At 30.4% G+C, this 25,853-nt stretch carries 41 protein-coding genes; 2 read left to right on the plus strand and 39 right to left on the minus strand.

Translation table 11 applies throughout. The features are described 5' to 3' along the window. The first annotated feature begins 245 nt into the window (after positions 1–245). A complete protein-coding gene (locus tag OW763_RS03665) occupies positions 246–2,243 on the plus strand; it encodes a sigma 54-interacting transcriptional regulator (RefSeq protein ID WP_268039703.1) in 1,998 nt (665 codons plus the stop codon). A 64-nt stretch (positions 2,244–2,307) separates the two neighbouring features. Here the strand turns inward: OW763_RS03665 and citX are convergent, their stop codons facing one another. The 3 genes from citX to OW763_RS03680 all read right to left on the minus strand — a co-directional run bounded on the left by citX (position 2,308) and on the right by OW763_RS03680 (position 4,451). Beyond that, on the minus strand, positions 2,308–2,820 hold the full coding sequence (gene citX, locus OW763_RS03670) for a citrate lyase holo-[acyl-carrier protein] synthase (RefSeq protein ID WP_268039704.1): 513 nt from the start codon (positions 2,818–2,820) through the stop codon (positions 2,308–2,310). 180 nt (positions 2,821–3,000) lie between these two features. Then, the gene (locus OW763_RS03675) at positions 3,001–3,558 is read right to left on the minus strand and encodes a Fe-S-containing hydro-lyase (RefSeq protein ID WP_268039705.1); all 558 of its coding nucleotides are present in this window, start codon (positions 3,556–3,558) and stop codon (positions 3,001–3,003) included. Positions 3,559–3,608: 50 nt separating this feature from the next. Beyond that, positions 3,609–4,451 carry a fumarate hydratase gene (locus OW763_RS03680; protein WP_268039706.1) on the minus strand — a complete coding sequence of 281 codons (843 nt, stop codon included), beginning with the start codon at positions 4,449–4,451 and terminating at the stop codon, positions 3,609–3,611. Positions 4,452–4,800: 349 nt separating this feature from the next. On the opposite strand from OW763_RS03680, the gene OW763_RS03685 reads away from it, so the two are divergent. Continuing rightward, positions 4,801–5,010 carry a hypothetical protein gene (locus tag OW763_RS03685; protein WP_268039707.1) on the plus strand — a complete coding sequence of 70 codons (210 nt, stop codon included), beginning with the start codon at positions 4,801–4,803 and terminating at the stop codon, positions 5,008–5,010. A gap of 46 nt (positions 5,011–5,056) precedes the next feature. Here OW763_RS03685 and cwlD read toward each other — a convergent pair whose 3' ends face one another. The 36 genes from cwlD to rplB all read right to left on the minus strand — a co-directional run bounded on the left by cwlD (position 5,057) and on the right by rplB (position 25,820). Then, positions 5,057–5,833, minus strand: a complete 777-nt coding sequence (gene cwlD, locus OW763_RS03690; RefSeq protein ID WP_418921782.1) for an N-acetylmuramoyl-L-alanine amidase CwlD — start codon at positions 5,831–5,833, stop codon at positions 5,057–5,059. A 136-nt stretch (positions 5,834–5,969) separates the two neighbouring features. Beyond that, on the minus strand, positions 5,970–7,583 hold the full coding sequence (locus tag OW763_RS03695; protein ID WP_268039708.1) for a Na/Pi cotransporter family protein: 1,614 nt from the start codon (positions 7,581–7,583) through the stop codon (positions 5,970–5,972). Between the two features lie 320 nt (positions 7,584–7,903). Next, positions 7,904–8,296 carry a 30S ribosomal protein S9 gene (gene rpsI / locus OW763_RS03700; protein ID WP_268039709.1) on the minus strand — a complete coding sequence of 131 codons (393 nt, stop codon included), beginning with the start codon at positions 8,294–8,296 and terminating at the stop codon, positions 7,904–7,906. A gap of 27 nt (positions 8,297–8,323) precedes the next feature. After that, the gene (gene rplM, locus OW763_RS03705; protein WP_268039710.1) at positions 8,324–8,758 is read right to left on the minus strand and encodes a 50S ribosomal protein L13; all 435 of its coding nucleotides are present in this window, start codon (positions 8,756–8,758) and stop codon (positions 8,324–8,326) included. 160 nt (positions 8,759–8,918) lie between these two features. Further along, the gene (truA, locus tag OW763_RS03710; protein WP_268039711.1) at positions 8,919–9,653 is read right to left on the minus strand and encodes a tRNA pseudouridine(38-40) synthase TruA; all 735 of its coding nucleotides are present in this window, start codon (positions 9,651–9,653) and stop codon (positions 8,919–8,921) included. A 51-nt stretch (positions 9,654–9,704) separates the two neighbouring features. Beyond that, entirely contained in the window at positions 9,705–10,508 is an 804-nt protein-coding gene (locus OW763_RS03715) for an energy-coupling factor transporter transmembrane component T family protein (protein WP_268039712.1), read from the minus strand. Continuing rightward, a complete protein-coding gene (locus tag OW763_RS03720) occupies positions 10,501–11,367 on the minus strand; it encodes an energy-coupling factor transporter ATPase (RefSeq protein ID WP_268039713.1) in 867 nt (288 codons plus the stop codon). Before OW763_RS03720 ends, OW763_RS03715 begins: the two co-directional genes overlap by 8 nt. Beyond that, positions 11,352–12,194 carry an energy-coupling factor transporter ATPase gene (locus tag OW763_RS03725; RefSeq protein ID WP_268039714.1) on the minus strand — a complete coding sequence of 281 codons (843 nt, stop codon included), beginning with the start codon at positions 12,192–12,194 and terminating at the stop codon, positions 11,352–11,354. Before OW763_RS03725 ends, OW763_RS03720 begins: the two co-directional genes overlap by 16 nt. A gap of 101 nt (positions 12,195–12,295) precedes the next feature. After that, positions 12,296–12,637 (minus strand): 50S ribosomal protein L17, encoded by a 342-nt coding sequence (rplQ, locus tag OW763_RS03730; protein ID WP_268039715.1) that lies wholly within the window; start codon positions 12,635–12,637, stop codon positions 12,296–12,298. 13 nt (positions 12,638–12,650) lie between these two features. Continuing rightward, on the minus strand, positions 12,651–13,598 hold the full coding sequence (locus OW763_RS03735; RefSeq protein ID WP_268039716.1) for a DNA-directed RNA polymerase subunit alpha: 948 nt from the start codon (positions 13,596–13,598) through the stop codon (positions 12,651–12,653). 64 nt (positions 13,599–13,662) lie between these two features. Further along, positions 13,663–14,283: a 30S ribosomal protein S4 gene (gene rpsD, locus OW763_RS03740; protein WP_268039717.1), complete on the minus strand. Its 621-nt coding sequence runs from the start codon at positions 14,281–14,283 to the stop codon at positions 13,663–13,665. A gap of 27 nt (positions 14,284–14,310) precedes the next feature. Next, positions 14,311–14,706 (minus strand): 30S ribosomal protein S11, encoded by a 396-nt coding sequence (gene rpsK / locus OW763_RS03745; protein ID WP_268039718.1) that lies wholly within the window; start codon positions 14,704–14,706, stop codon positions 14,311–14,313. Positions 14,707–14,722: 16 nt separating this feature from the next. After that, on the minus strand, positions 14,723–15,088 hold the full coding sequence (rpsM, locus tag OW763_RS03750; protein WP_268039719.1) for a 30S ribosomal protein S13: 366 nt from the start codon (positions 15,086–15,088) through the stop codon (positions 14,723–14,725). A 144-nt stretch (positions 15,089–15,232) separates the two neighbouring features. Beyond that, complete coding sequence (rpmJ, locus tag OW763_RS03755) at positions 15,233–15,346, minus strand: 50S ribosomal protein L36 (protein WP_017753001.1); 114 nt, start codon at positions 15,344–15,346, stop codon at positions 15,233–15,235. A gap of 15 nt (positions 15,347–15,361) precedes the next feature. Further along, complete coding sequence (infA, locus tag OW763_RS03760; RefSeq protein ID WP_268039720.1) at positions 15,362–15,580, minus strand: translation initiation factor IF-1; 219 nt, start codon at positions 15,578–15,580, stop codon at positions 15,362–15,364. A gap of 7 nt (positions 15,581–15,587) precedes the next feature. Continuing rightward, on the minus strand, positions 15,588–15,872 hold the full coding sequence (locus OW763_RS03765) for a KOW domain-containing RNA-binding protein (RefSeq protein ID WP_268039721.1): 285 nt from the start codon (positions 15,870–15,872) through the stop codon (positions 15,588–15,590). 14 nt (positions 15,873–15,886) lie between these two features. Further along, positions 15,887–16,633: a type I methionyl aminopeptidase gene (gene map, locus OW763_RS03770; RefSeq protein WP_268039722.1), complete on the minus strand. Its 747-nt coding sequence runs from the start codon at positions 16,631–16,633 to the stop codon at positions 15,887–15,889. Beyond that, on the minus strand, positions 16,633–17,283 hold the full coding sequence (locus OW763_RS03775) for an adenylate kinase (protein ID WP_268039723.1): 651 nt from the start codon (positions 17,281–17,283) through the stop codon (positions 16,633–16,635). Before OW763_RS03775 ends, map begins: the two co-directional genes overlap by 1 nt. 29 nt (positions 17,284–17,312) lie before the next feature. Next, positions 17,313–18,590, minus strand: a complete 1,278-nt coding sequence (gene secY, locus OW763_RS03780; protein WP_268039724.1) for a preprotein translocase subunit SecY — start codon at positions 18,588–18,590, stop codon at positions 17,313–17,315. Position 18,591: 1 nt separating this feature from the next. Then, complete coding sequence (gene rplO / locus OW763_RS03785; protein WP_268039725.1) at positions 18,592–19,032, minus strand: 50S ribosomal protein L15; 441 nt, start codon at positions 19,030–19,032, stop codon at positions 18,592–18,594. 18 nt (positions 19,033–19,050) lie between these two features. Continuing rightward, positions 19,051–19,230, minus strand: a complete 180-nt coding sequence (gene rpmD / locus OW763_RS03790; protein WP_268039726.1) for a 50S ribosomal protein L30 — start codon at positions 19,228–19,230, stop codon at positions 19,051–19,053. A 13-nt stretch (positions 19,231–19,243) separates the two neighbouring features. Continuing rightward, positions 19,244–19,741, minus strand: a complete 498-nt coding sequence (rpsE, locus tag OW763_RS03795; protein WP_268039727.1) for a 30S ribosomal protein S5 — start codon at positions 19,739–19,741, stop codon at positions 19,244–19,246. A gap of 17 nt (positions 19,742–19,758) precedes the next feature. After that, positions 19,759–20,121 (minus strand): 50S ribosomal protein L18, encoded by a 363-nt coding sequence (gene rplR / locus OW763_RS03800; protein ID WP_268039728.1) that lies wholly within the window; start codon positions 20,119–20,121, stop codon positions 19,759–19,761. Between the two features lie 28 nt (positions 20,122–20,149). Beyond that, positions 20,150–20,689 carry a 50S ribosomal protein L6 gene (rplF, locus tag OW763_RS03805; RefSeq protein WP_268039729.1) on the minus strand — a complete coding sequence of 180 codons (540 nt, stop codon included), beginning with the start codon at positions 20,687–20,689 and terminating at the stop codon, positions 20,150–20,152. Positions 20,690–20,714: 25 nt separating this feature from the next. After that, positions 20,715–21,110 carry a 30S ribosomal protein S8 gene (gene rpsH, locus OW763_RS03810; RefSeq protein ID WP_268039730.1) on the minus strand — a complete coding sequence of 132 codons (396 nt, stop codon included), beginning with the start codon at positions 21,108–21,110 and terminating at the stop codon, positions 20,715–20,717. 32 nt (positions 21,111–21,142) lie between these two features. After that, positions 21,143–21,328, minus strand: coding sequence for a type Z 30S ribosomal protein S14 (locus tag OW763_RS03815; protein ID WP_268039731.1), 186 nt, complete (start codon positions 21,326–21,328; stop codon positions 21,143–21,145). A 14-nt stretch (positions 21,329–21,342) separates the two neighbouring features. Beyond that, positions 21,343–21,882: a 50S ribosomal protein L5 gene (rplE, locus tag OW763_RS03820; RefSeq protein WP_268039732.1), complete on the minus strand. Its 540-nt coding sequence runs from the start codon at positions 21,880–21,882 to the stop codon at positions 21,343–21,345. 22 nt (positions 21,883–21,904) lie between these two features. Then, entirely contained in the window at positions 21,905–22,222 is a 318-nt protein-coding gene (rplX, locus tag OW763_RS03825) for a 50S ribosomal protein L24 (RefSeq protein ID WP_268039733.1), read from the minus strand. A gap of 16 nt (positions 22,223–22,238) precedes the next feature. Beyond that, a complete protein-coding gene (rplN, locus tag OW763_RS03830; protein ID WP_268039734.1) occupies positions 22,239–22,613 on the minus strand; it encodes a 50S ribosomal protein L14 in 375 nt (124 codons plus the stop codon). A gap of 26 nt (positions 22,614–22,639) precedes the next feature. After that, positions 22,640–22,894, minus strand: coding sequence for a 30S ribosomal protein S17 (rpsQ, locus tag OW763_RS03835; protein ID WP_268039735.1), 255 nt, complete (start codon positions 22,892–22,894; stop codon positions 22,640–22,642). 23 nt (positions 22,895–22,917) lie between these two features. Continuing rightward, entirely contained in the window at positions 22,918–23,130 is a 213-nt protein-coding gene (gene rpmC / locus OW763_RS03840) for a 50S ribosomal protein L29 (RefSeq protein ID WP_268039736.1), read from the minus strand. Next, positions 23,120–23,563: a 50S ribosomal protein L16 gene (rplP, locus tag OW763_RS03845; protein WP_268039737.1), complete on the minus strand. Its 444-nt coding sequence runs from the start codon at positions 23,561–23,563 to the stop codon at positions 23,120–23,122. Before rplP ends, rpmC begins: the two co-directional genes overlap by 11 nt. An 18-nt stretch (positions 23,564–23,581) precedes the next feature. Further along, complete coding sequence (gene rpsC / locus OW763_RS03850) at positions 23,582–24,256, minus strand: 30S ribosomal protein S3 (protein WP_268039738.1); 675 nt, start codon at positions 24,254–24,256, stop codon at positions 23,582–23,584. Between the two features lie 15 nt (positions 24,257–24,271). After that, a complete protein-coding gene (gene rplV, locus OW763_RS03855) occupies positions 24,272–24,607 on the minus strand; it encodes a 50S ribosomal protein L22 (RefSeq protein ID WP_268039739.1) in 336 nt (111 codons plus the stop codon). A 21-nt stretch (positions 24,608–24,628) separates the two neighbouring features. Continuing rightward, positions 24,629–24,913: a 30S ribosomal protein S19 gene (rpsS, locus tag OW763_RS03860; RefSeq protein ID WP_268039740.1), complete on the minus strand. Its 285-nt coding sequence runs from the start codon at positions 24,911–24,913 to the stop codon at positions 24,629–24,631. Between the two features lie 73 nt (positions 24,914–24,986). Continuing rightward, the gene (gene rplB / locus OW763_RS03865; protein WP_268039741.1) at positions 24,987–25,820 is read right to left on the minus strand and encodes a 50S ribosomal protein L2; all 834 of its coding nucleotides are present in this window, start codon (positions 25,818–25,820) and stop codon (positions 24,987–24,989) included. Positions 25,821–25,853: the final 33 nt, after the last annotated feature.

The following is a 25,853-nucleotide window of genomic DNA, read 5'->3' on the forward strand; positions in this document are numbered from 1 at the left end:
GTACCATTTTTTCATATAATCTAAAATCATTGAATTTACCTCATTTACAACACTTAAATCATATACGTATATTTACATTACTTGATATTTTTTATCAACTTTTAATTACTATATTTATATGTTTATTATTTAAAAACCTATAAAATACATGTAGACCGTAGATTATTTATAAGATATGATATATATGATACTTTTTATCAATATTTTTATGTGAATTGATATTTTTTATCAAGAAGGAGCTTATTATGTATAAAAAAGAGGTAATTGTAAACTTAAAAAATGGAATTCATACAAGAGTAGCTGCAACAATAGTTCATAAAGCGTCTCAGCTTAAAACTAAATATAATGTAGAATTATTTATAAGAAAATTTAATACTCCCGAATCATTAGCTGTAAGTATGCTTGCTCTTCTTTCTCTTAAAATACAAGAAAATGAAAAAATAGAAGTTTCATGTATCTCAGATGACGCCAATAGTCAAGCTGCTGTACTAGAATTATGTAATTTTATAACTTATGAGTTAAGCAATAGTTCTTCTACTATGACAAAAATAGATGCAATTTTAGAAGAAAACACTATCGCCAACAAACAGATAATCGAAAATATTCCAGTAGGAATACTTGTAATTGATAAAAACTCAAAAATTACTACTATAAATAATTACGGTGTCAAATTGATAAATAAGAATTGCAAAAATGTAATCGGTAAATTTATAAAAGATATAATTCCAACCTCTGATTTGCCTTATATACTTGATCACAACGTAAGCCAATTTGGGCAAATCCAATATATTAATAATCACATAGTTATTGTAAATCGTTCCCCTATAATATCAAAAAATAAAGTTATAGGTGCTATTGGAATATTTCAAGACATCTCAGAACTTGTTGGAATAAAAGAATTAAATGAAAAGTTTAAGAAAATTTTAGAAACATCTCATGAATTAATATGTTTTGTAAATGAAAAAAGAAAAATTAGTTATATTAATCCAGCATACGAAAAATATTTTAATTTAAAAGATAGTGATGTTTTAGGTAAAGATTTGATTGACATATCATCAGATGGTCTAAGAATGAAAGTTTTTAATACTAAAGAAAAAGTTGAAAATATAATTCATCAAAAAACAGATATAGATATAATTTCTAGTATTCATCCAATCTTTATAGATAATTCATTTAAAGGTGTTATTTCCATTTCAAAACCTGTAAATGAAATAAGAGATCTTATGAAAAAACTAGAAAATTTTAAAGAAGAATTAAACTACTATAAAGATGAGTTAAAAAGGCATACTCAACTAAGTGGATCGTTCGATGATATAATTGGTAATAGTAGCAGTCTTAAAGATTGTTTAATCATAGCAGATAAAGCTTCAAAATCTACTTCAACCGTACTTATAAGAGGTGAAAGTGGAACTGGTAAAGAACTTGTTGCTAAAGCTATACATAATAATAGTAATAGAAAAAATAAGTCTTTTGTTAGAGTAAACTGTGCAGCTATACCTGAAAATCTTCTTGAAAGTGAGCTTTTTGGATACGAAAAAGGATCCTTTACAGGTGCAATAAAAAGTAAACCTGGTAAATTTTCTATAGCAAATGGTGGAACCATTTTTCTAGATGAGATTGGAGATATGACACCTGCTATGCAAGTAAAAATACTTAGAGTTCTTCAGGAAAAAGAATTTGACATCATAGGTGGAATTACCCCTAAAAAAGTAGATGTAAGAATAATTGCTGCAACAAACAAAAATCTTGAGGAAATGATAAAAACCGGAGAATTTAGAGAGGATTTATATTATAGATTAAATGTTATAAGTATATCTCTTCCACCTCTAAGAGATCGAAAAGAAGACATAAATTTATTAGTAGAATATTTTATTAAAAAAATAAGTAAAAACCTAAATAAAAAAGTTTCTAATATAGATTCTACTTTATTATTTCACCTTCAAAATTATAATTGGCCTGGAAATATACGTGAACTTGAAAACATTATAGAACGAGGTATTAATATGTGTGACTATGATACTATAACCTCTAATGATTTACCTTTCTATATAAATAATGCTTCATGTGAAAACACTAATCTAATAAATTTAAGAAATGATGAACTTCTTCCTATTAAAGAATATGAAAAAGAAATTATATCTTTAGCTATGAAGAAATATAAAAGTTATAACAAAGCTGGTAAAATTTTAGGATTAACTCATAGAACCGTTTCGTTAAAATGCAAGAAGTATGGAATAAAATAAAAAAAGCATAGTTCTATTTTCATTTTATTCCATAAAACTTTTATATTGATTTTTTACAAATCTTTTATTCATAAAAACTCTCTTTATACTCTCTGTATTTTCTAATAATATATCGCCTTATTTCAGCATCACTATGCTTTTTCTCTTGAATACATTTTGCTGCAATATCATTACATAAAAAACATCGTCTTTCTTCAATTCCAAAATCTGTTCTACTAATTTTCTTCATGTTGCTATCATATACATCAATATCAATGCATGCTCCTAAAATATGCTTATCTTCTATTTCTATGGTAATCTTTTTTACTTCCTTAGGTTCCCTATTAATAACGAAATTCATAATAGGTCCTTCTGCTGTTATTCTTAACATTTTAAAATGAATATGAGCACTAAATATATCTGAAATAACTTCATCCATGTTTCCAACAATATTATTCATTATGTCATTGTATTTATTTTCTCCTGGACAAACAATTCTTAAGGTTATAACTGGCATATTAAATTTTTTAATCAATATATTTTGCAACTTTATTCTTTTCTTTTTATTGATTAAAATATTTTCTTCACTATATTCCATATCGAAATAAGAAAGCTTTTAATCCTTCCTTACTTCTCCCCCCTTCTATATCGGTTTAAAAATATATATTTAAACATTTAGTATATCATTATATAATTTATTACCTTTATAATTAAACTACAAACTTATTAAGTGAGAAAATTGTATACTTCCAAAATCACACAACTCCCTGCAAGTCACTCAAGTAATAGAATTTAAATAATTCTTCTGACCAGTTTCATAAAGGTTATTCCCCTCACTGTCTATCACTACAATAACTGGTAATTCTTTAACTTCTAATCTTCTAATAGCTTCTGATCCCAAATCTTCATATGCTATGATTTCTGATTTTATAATTGATTTACCTATAAGCGCAGCCGCCCCACCAATTGCTCCAAAATAAACTGCTTTATTTTTTTTAATAGATTCTATAACTTCCTTTGAACGAAGTCCTTTACCAATCATTCCTTTTAATCCTTTTCCTAATAACCTAGGTGCATATGGATCCATTCTATAACTTGTAGTAGGTCCAGCTGATCCTATCACTTTTCCTGGTTTTGCTGGTGATGGTCCTACATAATAAATTATCTGATCTTTTATATTCATAGGCAATTTTTCATTTTTGTCCAACAATTCAATTAATCTTTTATGAGCAGCATCTCTAGCAGTATAAATTACGCCTGAAATAAGCACTCTCTCTCCAGCCTTTAGTTCTTTGATTTTTTGCTCCGTTAATGGTGTAGTTATTTTTTTCTCCATTTTATTTCCTCCTAACTTATGTTAAATCTATAAACATAAGTACATAAGCTTTAAATTGTTCTTGAAGCATGTCTTGTAACATGACAATTTATATTAACCGCTACAGGTAATCCTGCAATATGCGTTGCATACGTTTCAATATTAACTCCTAAAGCAGTTATCTTTCCTCCAAAACCTTGAGGTCCTATTCCAAGCTTATTTATTTCTTCCAAAAGCTCTTTTTCAAGCTTTTCATAAAATGAATTGGTATTTAAAATATCTATAGGTCTTACTAATGCCTTTTTTGCTAAATATGCTGCTTTATCAAATGTTCCCCCTATTCCTACTCCAACCACTATAGGTGGACATGGATTAGGTCCAGCTTCTCTTACAGTATCCAATATAAATTTTTTAACTCCATCAATTCCATCTGCTGGTTTTAACATTTTTATTTTACTCATATTTTCTGAACCAAACCCTTTAGGCGCAACTGTTATTTTCAACTTATCACCTGGTACTATATCATAATATATAACTGCTGGAGTATTATCTTTCGTATTAATTCTATCTAATGGATCTTTTACTACAGATTTTCTTAAGTACCCTTCCTTATATCCCTGTCTAACACCTTCATTTATAGCTTGCTCTAAGTTTCCACCTACAACATGTGCTTCCTGACCCATTTCAATAAATATACACGCCATTCCCGTATCCTGACATATAGGCATTTGTTCCTTTTCTGCAATATCTACATTTTCAAGAATTTTTTCTAATATATCTTTACCTATATCACATTTTTCTTCTTTATATGCACTTTTCAAAGCATCCTTTACATCACAACAAAGGTAATAGTTTGCTTCAACACACATTTCCTTTACTGCCTTTATTATTGAACTAACATTTACTTCTCTCATATATGATTTTACTGATTTAATATAAGTTTAAATCAGCTTATTCTCCCTTCAATGTTTATTTATATTTCTTTTTACTTTTATATTGTACCATAAAAGCATATTATAAAATACATATTCATCCTCAGTATAATATTTGTTTATATTTAAAATATAGGTAAAATCATAAAAAGTTAAAGTTAACATATAAATTATAAACTTTATACCTTACATGTTAACTTTAATTATAAGATTTATAATTTTATATAGCATAAAATAATCCTATACCTAATGCATAAAACAACTATATATGATAAAATTAAAATCGTGAAATATGTTGTATTTTAACAAAATAAATGTCGAGGTGATAAATATGATAAGAACACAATATCCTTTTTTCTATAAAAGATATGCATACGATCTTGCAACTGGTATGTTACATGATTTAACAAACGAAAAATCAGACTGTAAAATTGATGAACTTGATGAAGAAAATATTGAAATGTATAGTTCATTAAATGAAACTTCTTTAATGTTAGACCATCCCACTTACAAAAAATGTCCTCATTGCATGAGTGAATAATTAATTTTTACGACATATTTCCTTGGAAATATGTCGTTTTTATTTATTAATAATCTTCTTTTTTACTTTCTATACTTTCAATATTATTATCTTCATTTATCTCTTCTTGATATTTATACTCAAAATATTGATTTATTGATTTAGATAATGAATCAACAATTTTCTGCTGATATGAGTCAGTTTTTAATTTTTCTTCTTCATAGGTATTTGATAAAAATCCACATTCAACTAAAATAGATGGTATATGATTGTAACATCTTAATATTTTATATGCTCCCTTTGCACATTTTTCTTTTCTAGTATTATTATTTTCTATATCTTTTATAAAATTTTGCTGTACTAGATGCGCTAACTTTGCACTTTCATCTGTATCAGCATACCATACTTGAGCTCCATAATATTTGCTTTGGTTAAACATATTTAAATGTATACTTATAAAAACATCACAATTCGATTCTTGTTTTATTCTACATCTGTTATTCAAATCTTCTCGTTTCTTATCTCTTATCTTCCCTTTATCTGAGTAAAGCCCTTTATCCTCTTCTCTAGTCATGATAACTTTAAATCCTTGCTTCTCTAAGCTATTTTTTAGTTTAATTGAAATAGGTAAAGTTATATCTTTTTCAACCGTACCACGTTTAGAAACAGCTCCTCCATCTATCCCTCCATGTCCTGGATCTATTAAAATTATCTTTTCATTATTCCTATTATAATTGTACTTATTTGCAGCATAAGCTATATACATTGAATTAGTAAATAGCATACCTATTATACTCAAAACTAATATATAAATAATATTTATTTTTACTTTATCATGACGCAATTTTATCCCTCCTATATAAACATCTATTTTATATTTTGCACTATAATTAGTGTTTTTACTTAATAAAATTTTTAACAAAAAAAATAGCAAATAAATTTTTTGAAATTTATTTGCTATTTTATATTTAAATTCTAATTTATTTATTTATAACATATTCAGCAATATTAGTAGAATGGTCTCCTATTCTTTCAAAATTACTGATAATATCTAAGAATACAGTTCCCGAATAGGCGCTACACTCTCCATCACTAAGTCTTTTTATATGTCTTGTTCTATATTTTTCTTCTAATATATCTATATTCTCTTCAATTTTTAAAGTAGCTTCTGCTTTTTTAATATCATTTTCTTTAAAGCTAGCAACACTCGTTCTTACAGCATCAATAGTATAGTTGTACATATATTTTAACTCTTTCATAGCTTGATCTGAAACAACAAGTTTTCTATTAATCCTCTCAGTTGCTAACTCAGATATGTTTTTAGCATGATCTCCTATACGTTCTATATCATTAACTGCATGGAACATTGATATTATTGTGTTTTGTTGTTCTTGTGCTAAATCAGTATTAGATAATTTAACTAAAAATGCAGTTATCTCATTTTCTAATAAATTTATAAGCTTTTCATTTTCATAAACCTTTTTAACTAATGCTTCATCACTATTTTCAAAAGCTTCCATTGCTATATTTAAATTTTCTTTAGCCTTCTTTGCCATTCTAACTATTTCCTTCATAGATTGTCCAACTGCTATAACTGGAGTTTCTAGTAATCTTTCATCAATATACTTAGTACCAAACTTTTCAGTATCATCTTCTCCAGGTATTAATTTATTTACTAACAAGACTAAACATTTTGTAAATGGAATCATTATAAGAGTATTTCCTATATTAAATATAGTATGTGCATTAGCAATCTGTCTTGTAATATCACCTGGGTTCATTTTTATTACAGTAGCCGTTAAGAATGGTATTATAGGAATAAAAATCCCCGTTCCAATCACATTAAAAAACAAGTGAATTAGCGCAGCTTTTTTAGCTGTTTTTTGTGTTCCAACACTAGATATTAATGCAGTAACACACGTTCCTATATTACTACCAAATAAGATAGGAATAGCTACTCCAATTGGAAGAGCTCCAGTTCCAGATAAAGCTACTAATATTCCGGTAGAAGCTGATGAACTTTGAATAACTGCAGTCATAATCATCCCTACTAAAATACCTAACATTTTACTTCCTTCAAGTGAAATTATTAAATTTTTGAATAAATCAGATTTAGCTAATGGACTCATAGTTTCCTTCATTAAATCCATCCCAAAGAAAAGTATACCAAATCCTAATATGATATATCCTATTTCTTTAATTTTTTCTTTTTTAGAGAATAAAACCATAGCTGCTCCTATAGCAACAAAAATAGGTATAATTCCATCTAAACTAAAAGATATTATTTGTGTAGTAATAGTTGTACCTATATTAGCACCCATTATTACTCCTGCAGCCTGATAAAGGTTCATTAATCCCGCATTAACAAAGCCTACTACCATAACTGTAGTTGCACTACTACTTTGTATTATCGCAGTAACAATTGCTCCTGTAATAATTCCTTTTGCTGGATTAGATGTAATCTTCTCAAAGAAAACTTTCATTTTATCTCCCGCTACATTCTCTAATCCATCTCCCATGAGTTTCATTCCATATAGAAATAACCCAAGTCCACCCATAAGTCCTATTATTATGCTTAGTAATCCAAAATCCATAAAATCCCTCCAACTTATTGTCCCACATCAAATAATACAACAATACCTGTCTTTTGTTAAGTGTTTTTGACAAGAATTTTGTCGTTTTTTAATATATTTAACATACATTTAACATAATATATAGACTATTTTATTGATATATGTAAAAACATATTACTAGAAGCACACTAAACTTGGCATTTTAAAATTGAAGAAATATGCAATTTAATATAGTATATTTTTATAATTGAAATTATCTACAGATTAAAATTTTTATAATTTCACAAAAAAATAAAAAAGCGAGAAGAATAATTTTCTTCTTGCTTTTAAATTCTTGATTACTATCTCTTTGAGAATTGTGGTGCTCTTCTTGCTTTTTTAAGACCGTATTTCTTTCTTTCTTTCATTCTTGGGTCTCTAGTTACAAATCCAGCTTTTTTAAGTTCTGGTCTTAATGTTTCATCAACTTTAATAAGTGCTCTTGTTATACCATGTCTTATAGCACCTGCTTGCCCTGTGAAACCTCCACCATGAACATTTACTAGTACATCAAATTTATCTTTAGTTCCAGTTAAAACTAAAGGTTGATTAACAATAACTCTTAAAGTTTCTAAACCAAAGAATTGTTCTATATCTCTTTTATTTATTATAACTTTACCTTCTCCTGGTACAAGTCTTACTCTAGCTACTGATTTTTTTCTTCTTCCTGTTCCATAATATTGAACTTTAGCCATCTATGTATCCTCCCTTCAGTACCGTTATTAGTATCTTAACTCTAAAACTTCTGGATTTTGAGCATCATGATTATGTTCTGAACCTCTGTATACTTTTAATTTTTTAAGCATTTGTCTTCCTAATGGTCCTTTTGGAAGCATTCTTCTTACAGCTTCATGGAAAACAAATTCTGGTTTACTTTGTAAAGCTTTTTTATAAGAAATTTCTTTTAATCCACCTGGATATAGTGAATGATGTCTTAACATTTTTTGATCTAATTTTTTTCCTGTTAATACTACTTTATCAGCATTTAATATTACAACAAAATCTCCAGTATCAACATGTGGTGTATATGTTGGTTTGTGTTTTCCTCTTAATATTGAAGCAATTTGGCTAGCAGCTCTTCCTAGTGTTTTTCCTTCAACATCTACAATATACCATTTTCTTTCTACTTCATTTGGCTTTGCAATATATGATTTCATCTTTTTCCCTCCTTGAACTTTTTCAACTCGTTCTTCTATATCAAGACCGGAGCCTATGGTCTTATATACTCCTTCAAACAAAGAATATTATAATACAATTAGCCGGGCGTGTCAATACATCTTTAACTTTAAATTAAGGAAATTTAAAGTTTTTTTAATATTAGTAAAACACATCCACTAAACATAATCCAATAGCTGGAACTGGCTTACCAGATTTAGTTCTATCCTTGGCTAATATTATTTTTTGAATATCTTCAGGATTTCTTTTGCCTATGCCTACTTCTAATAGTGTTCCTACCATTATTCTAACCATATTATATAAAAAACCATTTCCAGATATAATAAATTTAATATATTCTTGATCCTTAATAATGTCTAATTTATAGATAGTTCTTTTTGTCGTTTTTACTGAACTACCTTTTTTCCTAAAAGAATCAAATTCATGGGTTCCTAAAAAATATTTACTTGCCTGTTTCATTAAATCTATGTTTAATTGTCTATAGAAATGATATACATACCTTCTATTAAGCACAGGTCTTTCTTTTTTATTTAAAACAGTATAAACATACTCTTTACCTACGCTGTTATATCGAGAATGAAATTCATGAGAAACTTCTTGTGAATCCAATATAACTATATCTTCAGGTAACTTTGCATTTAGAGCATCTTTAAACTTTACTGAAGGTATGCTACTTTCAGTAAAAAAATTACCCACAAATCCTTTGGCATGCACACCAGAATCTGTTCTACTACATCCAGTAACAGTTATATTTTCTCCAGTAATTTTTTTTATACATTCTTCAACTTTTTCTTGAATTGTAACAGCATTTTTTTGAATCTGCCATCCTGCATAATTTGTTCCGTCGTATTCTATGACAATCTTTATATTCTTCATTAATTGTTACACCTCAGTATAATAAATAATTAATAAATATTAATATCCTACCTAAAAAGTTCTAGTCCAAATAGATAAAACAACTAGACACATTGTAATAACTACTGCCATAAAATCTCTATTTTCCATTTTCAATATATTCATTCTTGTTCTTCCATCTCCACCTCTATAACACCTTGCTTCCATAGCCATAGCTAATTCATCAGCGCGCCTAAATGAACTTATAAATAATGGCACTAATAACGGTATCAAATTTCTAGCTCTACTAAAAATGTTACCTGATTCAAAATCAGCACCTCTTGCCATTTGAGCTTTCATTATTTTATCTGTTTCATCCATAAGTGTTGGAATAAATCTAAGTGCTATAGTCATCATCATCGCAAGTTCATGAGATGGTAATCCGATTTTCCTAAATGGGTTCAAAAGTTTTTCAAGGCCATCAGTTAACTGAATTGGAGAAGTGGTTAGTGTAAGCAGTGATGTTCCAACTATTAAAAAAACTAATCTGATGATCATAAAACCAGCTAAAATTAATCCTTCCTTATATACCTTTAAAAACTTCCATTGAAATATTGGATCTCCTTCTCCACCTGTCATAAAAACATTTAGCAATGCAGTTATAATAAGTAATATGAATATTGGTTTTAATCCTTTATATATATATTTAAAAGGTACTTTTGAAATAATTATAGCTACTATTGTAAATATTGTAACAAAAACATATCCTTTAAAATTATTGACTAAAAATAAATTTATTATATATATTATTGACATTAATATCTTAACTCTAGGATCTAATTTATGAATAAAGGAATCTCCTGGAATATATTGACCTATAGTAATATCCTTAATCATTTTTTTTAGCTCTCCTTAAAAATTTTAATATTTCTTTTTTGGCTTGATCGATAGTAAATATATCCTCTGATATATCAAAATTATTTTTCTTTAACTCTCTAACCAAATAAGTAACTTGAGGCACTGCAAGTCCAACCCTTTCTAAAGTCTCAATTTCTCTGAAAATTTTAGCAGGTATGTCATTTAAAATACATTTTCCTTTATCCATAACCAAAACACGTGTTGCACTTTTTGCAACGTCCTCCATACTATGTGAAACTAATATTATTGTCATATTGTATTCTTCTTTAAACTCTTTAATTCTATCTAAAATATCATCTCTACCTTTAGGATCTAATCCTGCTGTTGGTTCATCTAAAATTAAAATTTTAGGCTCCATTGCAACAACTCCAGCTATTGCAACTCTTCGTTTTTGACCTCCGCTTAAATCAAATGGAGATTTGTCTTTATATGTATTGTAATCTAATCCTACTATATTCATAGCTTTTTTTACTCTTTTAGATATTTCTTCATCATTTAACCCTAAATTTTTAGGTCCAAATGAAATATCTTTTTCGATAGTTTCCTCAAATAATTGGTACTCAGGATATTGAAATACAAGTCCTACTTTCTTTCTTATGTCACTTAATTTAACATTTTGAGAAGTTATATCTACTCCTTCAATAAATATTTTGCCACTAGATGGTTTTAATAAACCATTGATATGTTGAATTAATGTAGATTTTCCTGAACCTGTATGTCCAATTAATGCAACAAATTCACCATCATTTATATTAATATTGACATCCGCCAGTGCCTTTTTTTCAAAAGGTGAGCCCGGCATATATATATATGTTAAGTTTTCTATCTTAATTGACATAACGCATTCACCATCTCATTTATTGTTAGTATATCCGAATGGATATCTATTCCTTCTTTTTGTAATTCATAAGCTAGCTCTGTCATCTGTGGAACATCAAGACCTATTTCTTTCATTAATAAAACATTACTAAAAATTTTTCTTGGAGAACCTTCTTTAATAATTTCACCCTTATCCATAATAACAATTCTATCCGCTTCAACTGCTTCCTCCATATAATGTGTTATTAATACAATAGTAATTCCGAATTTAGAATTTAAATCTTTAATTGTATTAATAACTTCCTTTCTTCCTGAAGGATCTAACATGGCTGTAGGTTCATCAAAAATAATACAATTAGGTCTCATAGCTAATATCCCTGCAATTGCAATTCTTTGTTTTTGCCCACCTGATAATAAGTGAGGTGCATGCCTTCTATATTCATACATGTTTACTTTTTTTAATGCCTCATCTACTCTTGTTCTAATTTCTTTTGATTCAATCCCTAAATTTTCAGGACCAAAAGCTACGTCTTCTTCTACAATTGTTGCTACTAATTGATTATCTGGGTTTTGAAACACCATACCAGCATTGTTTCTAATCTTCCAAATATATTTTTCATTCGCAGTATCCATTCCATCAACATATACTTTCCCATCATTTGGAAGTAAAAGTGCATTCATATGTTTGGCTAAAGTAGATTTTCCTGATCCATTATGTCCAAGTACAACTAAAAATTCACCTTTTTTCACTTGAAGATCTACACCATTAATAGCTACTTTAGCTTCTTCATCATTCTTCTTATATGTATATACTACATTTTTACATTCTATCATATTTACACTCATATAAATAGATACTCCTTTTATAATTTATACATTTTAAATTATAATAAAACAGGGACTAAGCTAGAAAATACTTAATCCCTTACTTATACTTATACTTATACTTATACTAATTCAAGTACAGCTACTTCTGCTCCGTCGCCTCTTCTTGGTCCCATTTTATATATTCTAGTGTATCCACCATTTCTCTCTGCATACTTTGGAGCTACATTTTCAAATAAATCTTCAACGACCTTTTTTTCAGTAACATATGCTAATACTTGTCTTCTAGCATGAAGATCTCCTCTTTTAGCAAGAGTTATCATTTTTTCAGCCATGTTTCTAGTTTCTTTTGCTCTTGTTATAGTAGTTTCTATTCTACCATGTTTTAAAAAACTAGTTACTAAGTTTCTTAGCATAGCTCTTCTTTGATCAGTTGGAAGACCCAGCTTACGTTGTTGTGCCATGTTTCATCCTCCTTTACTCATCGGATTTCTTTAAGCCTAAGCTTAAAGCTGAAAGTTTTTCTTGCACTTCTTCAAGTGATTTTTTTCCTAAATTTCTAACTTTCATCATATCATCCATAGATCTTTCGGCTAATTCTTGTACAGTATTAATTCCAGCTCTCTTCAAACAATTATAACTTCTAACTGAAAGATCTAATTCTTCTATAGTCATTTCAAGAACTTTTTCTTTCTTATCTTCTTCTTTTTCAACCATTATTTCAACATCATCAGCATGTTTAGTAAGTGTCATAAATAACTTAAAGTGTTCGATAAGAATTTTAGCAGAAAGACTAATAGCTTCTTCTGGTTGTACAGTTCCATCAGTCCATACTTCAATAGTCAATTTATCATAATCTGTAATTTGACCAACTCTAGTATTTTCTACTGAAAAATTAACTCTTTTAACTGGAGTATATATTGAATCAACAGGTATAGTTCCTATAGGCATGTCGTCTCTCTTATTTTTACCTTGAGCGACATATCCTCTTCCTCTATCAACGTTAATCTCCATATATAACTTTCCATTTTCTTCTAATGTAGCTATGTGCAAATCTTTATTTACAACTTCAACACTTCCATCAGAAGTAATATCATCTCCTGTTACTTCACAAGGACCTTTTGCATCTATATAAATAGTTTTAGGACCTTCATTTTCCATTTTTAGAGCTAATCCTTTGATGTTAAGAATTAAATCAGTAACATCTTCTTTAACTCCAGTTATACTTGAAAATTCATGAAGAACTCCTTCAACATTAATAGAACTTGGTGCAACTCCCGGTAATGATGATAAAAGAATTCTTCTTAATGAATTCCCAAGAGTTATACCATATCCTCTTTCTAACGGTTCTATAACGAACTTACCATAAGTTCCATCTTCTGATGCTTCAATACATTCTATTTTGGGCTTTTCTATTTCTAACATACGAACCCTCCTTTAATGAATTATACCATACTGAGGGTAGCTAATTCCATTCTAATTAATATTATTATTTACTATATAACTCAACAATTAATGTTTCATTTACTGAAACATCAATATCTTCTCTACTTGGTTCGGCAACTACTTTTCCTTCAAAGTTTTCTACACTACCACCTAACCAATTAGGTAATGTTTTTGGATTTTCAGCAAACATCTTGAACTTTTCTGTTCCTCTGCTCTTTTCACGAACGCCTATAACATCATTAACACTAACTTTATATGATGCTATATCAACTTTTTTGCCATTCACTAAGAAATGTCCATGATTAACCAATTGTCTTGCTTCATTTCTTGAAGTACCAAATCCTAATCTATATATTACGTTATCTAATCTCATTTCAAGAAGTTTTAACAAGTTTTCACCTGTTATTCCTCTCATTTTATCAGCTTTTTCATAATATCTTCTGAATTGTCCTTCAAGAACTCCATATATTCTTCTAGTTTTTTGTTTTTCTCTTAATTGAAGTCCATAGTTAGAAAGTTTCTTTCTACTTTTTCCATGTTGTCCTGGTGCATAACCTCTTCTTGCAAATGCACACTTATCTGTATAACATCTATCTCCCTTTAGAAATAGTTTCATACCTTCTCTTCTACATTGTCTACATGTAGCTCCAGTATATCTAGCCATTCAAGTAACACCTCCTGTTTCTACGTATTATACTCTTCTTCTCTTTGGTGGTCTACAACCATTATGTGGTACTGGTGTAACGTCTTTTATTAATGTGATTTCAAGTCCTGCTGCTTGTAGTGATCTTATAGCTGCTTCTCTACCAGCTCCAGGTCCCTTTACATACACTTCAATACTGTTTAATCCATGTTCCATTGCTGATTTTGCTGCTGTTTCAGCTGCCATTTGTGCAGCAAATGGTGTGCTTTTTCTTGAACCTCTGAATCCTAATGCACCTGCACTAGACCAAGATAGAGCATTTCCTGCAGCATCAGTTAAAGTAACAATTGAATTATTAAAAGTTGATTTAATATGTGCACAACCGTGTTCTACATTTTTTCTTTCTTTTTTTCTTCTAGTTCTTCTAGCTTTTGCCTTAGCCACTTGTTATCCCTCCTTTTTACTTTTTCTTTCTAGCAACTGACTTCTTAGGTCCTTTTCTAGTTCTTGCATTTGTTTTAGTTTTTTGTCCTCTTAATGGAAGTCCTTTTCTATGTCTTATTCCTCTATAACATCCAATTTCAACTAATCTCTTTATGTCAAGAGCTATTTTTCTTCTTAAGTCACCCTCAACAATATAGTTTTTAACGCACTCTCTTATTGCATTTACTTCTTCTTCAGTTAAATCCTTAACTCTTGTTTCTGGACTTACTCCTGTTTCACCAAGTATTTTACGAGAGTTCGACATTCCTATCCCATAGATGTATGTTAAACCAATTTCAACTCTTTTATCCTTTGGTAGGTCAATACCACCTATTCTAGCCATTGAATTCTACACCTCCTACATTTAACTATTAATCTATATCTCTTAGCAGCCGCATTTGCAATTTTATTCTAAATATCATACCTATACATAATATTGCAAATCCTTAAATTTATCAATGGTTTTAATAAAATTTTTAATATTTTATTAACCTTGCTTTTGTTTATGTTTAGGATTTTCACAAATAACCATTACTTTACCTTTTCTTTTTATAACCTTACATTTTTCACACATAGGTTTCACTGATGGTCTCACCTTCATTGTTACCCCTCCTTGTTATTTAGATCTCCAAGTTATTCTTCCCTTACTCAAGTCATATGGAGAAAGCTCAACGGTAACTTTATCACCTGGTAAAATTCTTATGAAATTCATTCTTAATTTTCCAGAGACATGTGCCAATATCTTTTGACCACTTTCTAATTCAACTTGAAACGTAGCATTAGGTAAAGATTCTAAAACTGTACCTTGCATTTCTATTACATCTTCTTTTGACATAATGCATTTACCCCTCCTTAAGAATAGCTTCCCTATTTTCTAAATACTTTCTTATTTTTGAATTACTAATGTTATTTCCAGACATTATTAATTCCTTTATCTGATCACTTACATAATCAGTAATCTGTAAGTGTTTTATCTTCTTCCTTTTAGGTTTTTCTATTTTTCTCAAATTTCCATCTACAATATAGACGTAATCTTTATCAATTACTTCTAATATTACAAATGATTTTTTTGAGTCTCTTCCTGCTTTAGAGTATACTACTCTTCCAATAAGACTATTATAATCCAATATAGTCACCTCGATTAACACAAAGTTAACAATTCAGGTCCATCATTCAAAATTGCAACAGTATTTTCATAATGTGCTGATAATGTACCGTCCTCAGTAACTACTGTCCAATTATTTTGTTGTACTCTAACATTATATTTTCCTATATTGACCATAGGTTCAATTGCTAAAACCATTCCTTCAACCAACTTAGGACCTCTACCTGAAACCCCAAAGTTAGGAATTTCTGGATCTTCATGCATCTGCGTACCAATCCCATGACCTACATAGTCTCTAACGATAGAATAGCCATGACTCTCAGCATATTTCTGAATTTCAGAAGATATATCACTTAGTCTATTACCTATTATAGCTTTTTCAATCCCTTTGAAAAAACTTTTCTTAGTAATTTTAATTAAATCTTCAGCTTCTTTTGAAATTTTACCTACAGCAAAAGTTCTAGCCGCATCCCCATGGTAACCATTTAAAATTGCACCACAGTCAATACTTATAATATCGCCTTCCTGCAGTACTTTTTTTCCTGGTATTCCATGAACAACTTCATTATTAACAGAAGCACATATTGAAGCAGGGAAACCATAATATCCTTTAAAAGAAGGAATAGCATTTTGACTTCTTATATATTCTTCTGCTATTCTATCCAATTCACCAGTCGTTATTCCTGGTTTTACATATTCTTGTAATTTAGCAAGAGTTTTTCCAACAACCCTTCCAGAATGTCTCATATATTCTATTTCTTTACTTTTTTTTATGATAATCATTATTTTCTGCTTCCTATATGTTCAGAAATAGTTTTAAAGACATCACCAATTGATTGAGTGCCATCAACCACAAACAATTGATCTTTAGCTTTATAATAATCTGCTAACGGTTGAGTTTGTTTTTCATATACATCTATTCTATCTTTTACTGTTTCTTCAGTATCATCTTTTCTCTGTATTACATCATTACCACAATCATCACATTTTCCTTCAATCTTAGGAGGGTTGAATTTCATATGATAACTTGCGCCACATGATGGACAAACTCTTCTTCCTGTCATTCTTTCAAGAATAAATTCACTAGGTACATCTATAAGCAATGCAGTATCAACTGTCTGATTATCATTTCTTAGAAAATCTTCTAAGGCCTCTGCTTGCTTTACTGTTCTAGGGAATCCATCTAATAAGAATCCGCTAATACAGTCATCTTTTGCTAATCTATCTTTAACTATATCAATTGTTAATTCATCAGGAACCAATAATCCTTTATCAATGTATCCTTTAGCTTTTACACCTAGTGGAGTCTTTTCAGAAATATTTTTTCTAAATATATCTCCAGTAGATATATGAGGAATAGAATATTTTTCACTTACTAATTTTGCTTGTGTGCCTTTTCCAGCTCCTGGAGGCCCTAACAAAATTATTCTCATAAACATCATCTCCACATTCTTTACATTTCTTATCTGAGGAATCCTTTATAATGTCTCATTATTAATTGAGATTCTAATTGTCTCATAAAATCAAGTGCAACTCCAACTTCAATTAATAAGGCAGTACCACCTAGTTGTAATCCCTGAAAATTAGTAAATCCCTCAATACCCATAGGTATTATAGCTATTACAGCAGCGAATAAACCACCAAGTATTGAAACTCTAACTAATATTCTTTCGATAAATTTAGCTGTAGGTTCACCTGGTCTTATTCCTGGTATAAATCCTGCAGATTTATGTATGTTTTCTGCCATTTCATCTGGTTTGAATGTAACCTCAGTATAAAACCACGTAAAGAAAACTACTAATATAATCATTGCTACTGCATAAGGCCATGTATTATATCTAAATACACTATATCTACTTGTAGTTATAAACTTGCTCAAAGCAGAATCTGGCCAAAAATTTGCTATCGTTGCTGGAAATTGCATAACTGACATAGCAAATATTATAGCTATAATTCCTGATGCATTCATATTTATAGGTATATGCGTTGATTGTCCTTTAACCATTTTACCACCAAAAGCCTTGCCTGCATACTGTATTGGTATTCTTCTTTCAGATAGTGTAGCTATAACCACACCAGTAAATAAAAGAATTACAAATGCACCAAGCAACGAAACTTGTATAATACTTACCGCACCTGTTGATTGTAAACTTCCAATTTGCATTAACTTTTGTGGTAACCTTGAAATTATATTTACAAATATTATTAATGAAACACCATTACCTATTCCCTTAACAGTAATTTGATCACCCAACCACATTAAAAATGTGGATGCAGTAGTTAAGGTTAATACTATTAATAACACATCAAATTTGGATACATTAGTAATTGCCCCTGTACTTCTAATTAAAGCATAGGTTCCAAATGATTGAAGTGCACCTAAAATAATGGCACCATATCTTGTATATTGCTGAATTTTTTTTCTACCCTCTTCACCTTCTTTAGATAACTGTTCTAATGAAGGAACTGCAATTGTCAACAATTGAAATATAATTGACGAGTTAATATATGGTATAACACCCATAGCAAAAATACTAAAACTACTTAAGGCTCCACCTGACATTAAGTCATAAAAACTAAATAAGGTTCCTGTTTTAGCTAAACTTGCCAGTGATTTGGTATCAATTCCAGGGACAGGAATATGATTTCCCATCCTGATAATTGCTACCATTAATATTGTAAATATAATTCTTTTTCTTAACTCGGGAACTTTCCAAGCATTACGTAAGGTTGATAACATTTTATATCACCTCAACTTTTCCTCCCGCAGTTTCTATTTTCTCAACTGCACCTTTTGTAAACTTAGTTGCTTTAACAACTAGTTTCTTTTCTAATTCACCATTACCTAATATTTTAACTCCATCTTTTACCTTACTAATTACTCCATTTTCTTTTAGTAATTCAGGTGTAATTTCTGTTCCATCTTCGAATATGTTTAATCTATTTACATTAACTTCAACATATTCTTTTGCAAATATATTAGTAAAACCTCTTTTAGGTAGTCTTCTGTATAAAGGCATTTGACCACCTTCAAATCCTGGTCTTACACCTCCGCCAGATCTAGACTTTTGTCCTTTTTGTCCTTTGCCTGATGTTTTTCCTAAACCTGAACCACTACCTCTTCCAACTCTTTTTGAAGCTTTTTTAGCTCCTACAGCTGGTTTTAATTCGTGAAGTTTCATATCTACACCTCCTCTTTTCTATGCTTCTTCAACCTTTAAAAGATAACTTACTTTATTAACCATACCTCTTATTTGAGGAGTATCTTCATGAATAACACTTTTTCCTATTTTTCTTAATCCAAGAGTATTTACAGTAGTTATGTGATCTTTTTTTCTACCAATTAAACTCTTTTCTAGTGTAACTTTAAGCTTAGCCAAGGTTAATTCCCTCCTAACCTAAAATCTCTTCTGCAGTCTTGCCTCTTAACTTAGCAATCTGTTCAGCAGTTCTTAATCTTGATAATCCATCAATTGTTGCACCAACCATATTTCTTGGATTATTAGAACCTAATGACTTAGCTCTAACATCCTTTAGTCCTGCTAATTCAAGTACCGCTCTTACAGGACCACCAGCTATAACTCCTGTACCTTCAAAGGCAGGCATTATAAGAATATTTCCACTTCCAAATTCACCATTTATTCTATGTGGAACAGTTGTTCCAACTATAGATACTTCTACTAAATGTTTTTTTGCATCTTCAATTCCTTTTCTTATAGCTTCAGGTATTTCTACAGCTTTACCCATTCCTACACCAACATGCCCATTTTCGTCTCCAACTACTACAAGAGCACTAAATCTAAAGTTTCTACCACCCTTAACAACCTTAGCGACTCTGTTTATGAATACGACTTTTTCTTTTAGATTTAGTGTATTAGGATCTACCTTCATTGCGTTCCCTCCTTTTTCTAGAATTTCAAACCAGCTTCTCTTGCACTTTCAGCAAGTTCTTTTATTCTACCATGATATATATATCCGCCTCTATCGAAAACAACTTCTGTTATTCCTTCTTCGACAGCTCTCTTACCTATTAATTCTCCAACTATTTTAGCTGCTTCTTTATTACTTCCAGATTTTCCTGAAAATTCTTTATCTACACTTGAAGCAGCAACTAAAGTTGTTCCAGCTATATCATCTATTATTTGAGCATATATATTTTTTTCACTTCTATATATTGCTAATCTAGGTCTTTCTGTTGTGCCAGATACTTTGTTACGTATTCTAAGATGACGTTTAATTCTAGCTTTTTTTCTATCGGTTTTCTTGAACATTATATTCACTCCTTTCTGCTGCTAATTACTACTTACCTGATTTACCTTCTTTACGTCTTATAACTTCTCCAGCATATTTGATTCCTTTTCCTTTATAAGGTTCTGGTTTTCTCCATACTCTTATATTAGCTGCAACAGATCCAACTAATTCTTTATCAATTCCACTAACAATTACTTTTGTTGTTTCTGGAACTGAATATTGTATACCTTCAACAGCTTTTATTTCAACTGGATGTGAATATCCAAGATTTAATACTAAACCTTTTCCTTTTAATTGAGCTTTATATCCAACACCATTTAACTCTAAAGTTTTTTGATATCCTTGAGAAACTCCGATAACCATGTTGTTGACTAATGCTCTTGTTAGACCGTGAAGAGCTCTGTGTTGGGAAACATCACTTGGTCTTGTAACAACAACTTTATTTTCTTCAACTTTTATATTTATATCTTTGTGCATTGTTTTTGCTAATTCACCTTTTGGACCTTTTACTGTAACAACGTTATCTGTCGTTACAGTAACTGTAACTCCATTAGGTATTTCTACTGGAAGTTTTCCTACTCTTGACATGATTGCACCTCCTATTCACGTTAAATTACCAAATGTAACAAATAACTTCTCCACCTAGTCCTAATTTTGTAGCTTCTTTATCTGTAACTATTCCTTTAGAAGTTGAAATCATTGCAACTCCTAATCCGTTTAACACTTTAGGAACACTATCTTTTTTACAATATACTCTTAAACCTGGTTTAGATATTCTCTTAAGACCAGTTATAACTCTTTCTTTTCCTTGATACTTTAATGACATTCTTAACATTGGAACTGCTCCATCTGCATACTCCTCAACATCTTTAACGTATCCTTCTTTAAGTAATATATTAGCTAAAGCTTTTTTAACATTTGATGACGGGAATTCAACAACTTCATGTCTAACTATATTTGCATTTCTTATACGAGTTAGCATGTCTGCAATAGGGTCTGTCATAACCATCTATTATGCCTCCTTTCTAATACTATATCTTTTTACCAACTAGCTTTTCTACATCCTGGAATTTGTCCTTTATATGCTAATTCTCTAAAGCAAATACGACATATTCCATATTTTTTCAAAACAGAATGTGGTCTTCCACATATTCTGCATCTAGTATACGCTCTACTTGAATATTTAGGCTCTTTTTTCCATTTTATAATCATCGCTTTACGTGCCATGTTATCCCTCCTTATTACTGAGCAAATGGCATTCCAAGATATCTTAAAAGCTCTCTTGCTTCTTCATCAGTTTTAGCAGTAGTAACAAATATGATATCCATACCTCTTACTTTATCGATTTTATCATATTCGATTTCTGGGAATATGATCTGTTCTTTCATGCCTAATGCATAATTTCCTCTGCCATCAAATGATTTAGCTGAAACACCTCTAAAATCTCTTACTCTTGGTAACGCTACATTCATTAATCTATCTGCAAACTCATACATCTTTGATTTTCTTAATGTAACTTTACATCCTATTGGCATCTTTTCTCTTATCTTAAAGTTAGCTACTGATTTCTTCGCTCTAGTAACTATAGGTTTTTGTCCTGATATCATTTCTAAATCAGCCATAGCTATTTCTATTACCTTAGAATTATCTTTAGCTTCTCCTATACCCATGTTAATAACTATTTTTTCAAGTTTTGGAGCTTCCATTATATTTTTATATCCAAACTTCTCCATTAGGGCCGGTACTACTTCATTATTATATTTTTGTTGTAGTCTATCCATTAAGTAAACCTCCTTTCAACGCCTAAAGTATTTCTCCGCACTTTTTGCAAATTCTAACTTTAGTTCCATCGTCTAAAAGTTTCTTACTAATTCTTGTAGCAGAATTACATTTAGTACAATGTAACATAACTTTTGAACTATTTATTGGTGCTTCTTTTTTAACAATTCCACCTTGCATATTTTCTCTATTAGGTTTTACATGTTTAGTAACAATATTAACATCTTTAACCAAAACTTTTCCAGTTTTTGGATAAACTTTTAAAACCTCGCTTATTTTACCTTTGTCTTTACCTGAAACAACAACTACTTTATCTGTTCTTCTTACATGCACTTTTGCCATCGTAGCCACCTCCTTTTTATAGAACTTCAGGTGCTAATGATAAAATTTTATTGAATTCTTTATCTTTTTCTCTTAATTCTCTTGCAATTGTTCCAAATATACGTGTTCCTTTTGGCTGTTTATCATCTTTAATAATAACAGCAGCATTTTCATCAAATTTTATGTAAGAACCATCAAGTCTTCTTGTTCCTTTTTTAGTTCTAACAATAACAGCTTTAACTACTTCTCCCTTTTTAACAACACCGCCTGGTGTTGCACTCTTAACGCTAGCAACTATTATATCTCCAACATTACCATATTTTCTTTTTGAACCGCCCAAAACTCTGATACACATAATTTCTTTTGCTCCAGTGTTATCTGCTACTTTTAAGCGTGTTTGTGGCTGTATCATGCATATGCCTCCTTTCAATCATTGAATTATTTTGCTTTTTCAACGATTTGTACTAATCTCCATCTTTTATCTCTTGATAATGGTCTTGTTTCCATTATTAAAACTTTATCATTAACTCTAGCTTCATTATTTTCATCATGAGCTTTAAACTTTTTAGTTCTATTCATTGTCTTACCATATAATGGGTGACGGACTTTATTTTCAACTGCAACTACAATAGTTTTTTCCATTTTATCTGAAACAACTCTACCTATTCTAGTTTTTCGGTTTCCTCTTTCCACTTGGTAATCCTCCTTTCGGTATACTATTGGTCAAGTGCTTGTAATTCTTTTTCTCTAAGTATTGTTTTAACTTGAGCTATTGACTTCTTAACCTGTTTTATTCTTACTGGGTTTTCAAGTTGGCCAGTTGCTAATTGAAATCTTAAATTAAATAACTCGGCCTTTAAGTCATTTACTTTTACAATTAAATCTTGAGAAGAATTTTGTTTTAATTCTTTTAAATCATTAGCCCTCATTTACTTCACCACCCATTTGTTCAAAATCTCTTCTTGTAACGAACTTAGTCTTCATTGGTAACTTATGTGAAGCAAGTCTCATCGCTTCTCTAGCTACATCTTCTGGAACTCCAGAAAGTTCAAATAATACTCTGCCTGGTTTAACTACAGCAGCCCAATATTCTACTGAACCTTTACCTTTACCCATACGAGTTTCAGCTGGAGTTGCAGTTACTGGCTTATCTGGGAAAACCTTAATCCAAAGTTTTCCTCCTCTTTTAATGTATCTATTTATTGCTACTCTGGCAGCTTCAATTTGGTTACTTGTCATCCAAGAACATGCAGTCGCTTGAATACCATAATCACCATATGCAAGGAAATTTCCTCTTGTTGCTTTTCCTCTCATTTTGCCACGATGTTGTTTACGATGTTTTACTCTTTTTGGCATCAACATAACTTATTCCTCCTTCCTTTATTTGTTAACTTCCTGCACTTTTTCCTCTTTAACTTTTTTTGTTGGAAGAATTTCCCCTCTATATACCCAAACTTTAACACCTATTTTTCCGTATGTTGTATCTGCTTCAGCAAATCCATAATCTATATCAGCTCTTAATGTTTGAAGAGGAATTGTACCTTCATGATATTGCTCAGTTCTAGCTATTTCAGCTCCTCCAAGTCTACCTGCGCAAGCAGTTTTAACACCTTTAACTCCGCTTCTCATAGCTCTTTGAATTGTTTGCTTCATAGCTCTTCTAAATGAAATTCTTCTTTCAAGTTGTTGAGCAACATTTTCAGCCATTAATTGTGCATTACCTTCTGGTCTCTTAACTTCAACAATATTGATTATAACATTTTTCTCTGTTACCATCTTAAGAAGTTCTTTTTTTAATGCTTCTATACCTTTTCCACCTTTTCCTATTAACATTCCAGGTTTAGCAGTATATATATTAAGCTTAACTCTTTTTGGAGTTCTTTCAATTTCTATTTTAGAAACACCAGCTGTATAAGCTCTTTTCTTTACATATTTTCTTATTTCATTATCTTCTATTAAATTATCTGCAAAATTCTTGCTGTTTGCATACCATTTAGCATCCCAGTCTTTTATTACGCCGACTCTGAGCCCATGTGGATGTACTTTTTGTCCCACTCTATATCCCTCCTTCTATATTCTTTCTTTTACTACTAATGTAATATGAGAAGTTCTTTTCATTATTGAATATGCTCTACCTTGTGCACGTGGCTTAAATCTCTTAAGTGTTGGTCCTTGATTAGCATAAGCCTCTGCAACATATAATTTATTAACATCTAAGTTAAAGTTATTTTCTGCATTAGCTACAGCTGATTTTAACACTTTGTTAATTTCAACTGCTGCATCTTTGGGAGTATATTTTAATATAGCAAAAGCTTCTCTAATATTTTTGCCTCTTACTAAATCAAGAACTATTCTTACTTTTCTTGGAGACATTCTTACATATTTTGCTATAGCTCTAGCTTCCATTTTTGTTCCTCCTTCCTACGACTATCTTACACGTGATGATTTTTCACTTTTATCTATGTGCCCTTTAAATGTTCTTGTTAAAACAAATTCACCCAATTTATGTCCTACCATATCTTCACTTATATAAACAGGAACATGTTTTCTACCATCATGGACAGCTATAGTGTGACCTATCATTTGAGGAAATATTGTTGATGATCTTGACCAAGTCTTTATAACTTTCTTTTCACCTTTTTCATTCATTTCCTCAATTTTTTCTAATAAAGATTCTTTTACGTAAGGTCCCTTTTTTAATGATCTACTCAATTTAGCGTCCTCCTTTCATGAGTTTTAAGAATACAGGAAGAGAACTTTCATTCTCTCCTTTTCTATTTAATTATTATTTTTGTCCTCTTTTTTTAACGATCATTCTATCTGAATATTTTTTGTTCTTTCTAGTCTTGTATCCAAGAGTAGGTTTACCCCATGGAGTAACAGGACCTGGACGTCCAACTGGAGATTTACCTTCTCCACCACCATGTGGGTGATCGTTAGGGTTCATTACAGATCCTCTGACAGTTGGTCTGAATCCCATATGTCTTTTTCTTCCTGCTTTACCTATGTGTATAATATCATTTGTTACATTAGAAACTGTTCCTATAGTAGCTCTGCACTCAATTCTTACATATCTCATTTCGCCACTTGGAAGTCTTAATGTCGCATGGTTACCTTCTTTAGCCATAAGTTGCGCTGATGTTCCAGCCGCTCTAACCATTTGACCGCCTTTACCAACTTGTAATTCTATGTTATGAACTACTGTACCTAATGGCATATTCTTTAATGGTAGTGCATTACCAGGTTTGATATCAGCATCAACACCAGATGCAACTGCATCCCCAACTTTTAATCCTACTGGTGCAATTATATATCTTTTTTCTCCATCAGCATAATTTAAAAGTGCTATGTATGCTGTTCTGTTTGGATCATATTCTATACTAGCAACCTTTGCTGGTATTCCATCTTTATTTCTTTTAAAATCAATTATTCTGTATTTTTTCTTTTCTCCACCACCACGATGACGAACAGTTATTCTACCCATATTGTTTCTACCAGCATTCTTCTTTATTGTAACAAGAAGTGATTTTTCTGGTTTACTAGTAGTTATTTCTTCGAAAGTAGGAACTGTCATATGTCTTCTTGAAGGTGTAGTTGGCCTAAACTTTTTAACTGCCATCTATATTCCCTCCTTCTTGCCGCTTATCTGGCA

Origin of the sequence: Clostridium aestuarii, assembly GCF_026735135.1 — a bacterium.
In the GTDB taxonomy this organism is placed as follows: domain Bacteria; phylum Bacillota; class Clostridia; order Clostridiales; family Clostridiaceae; genus Clostridium_H; species Clostridium_H aestuarii.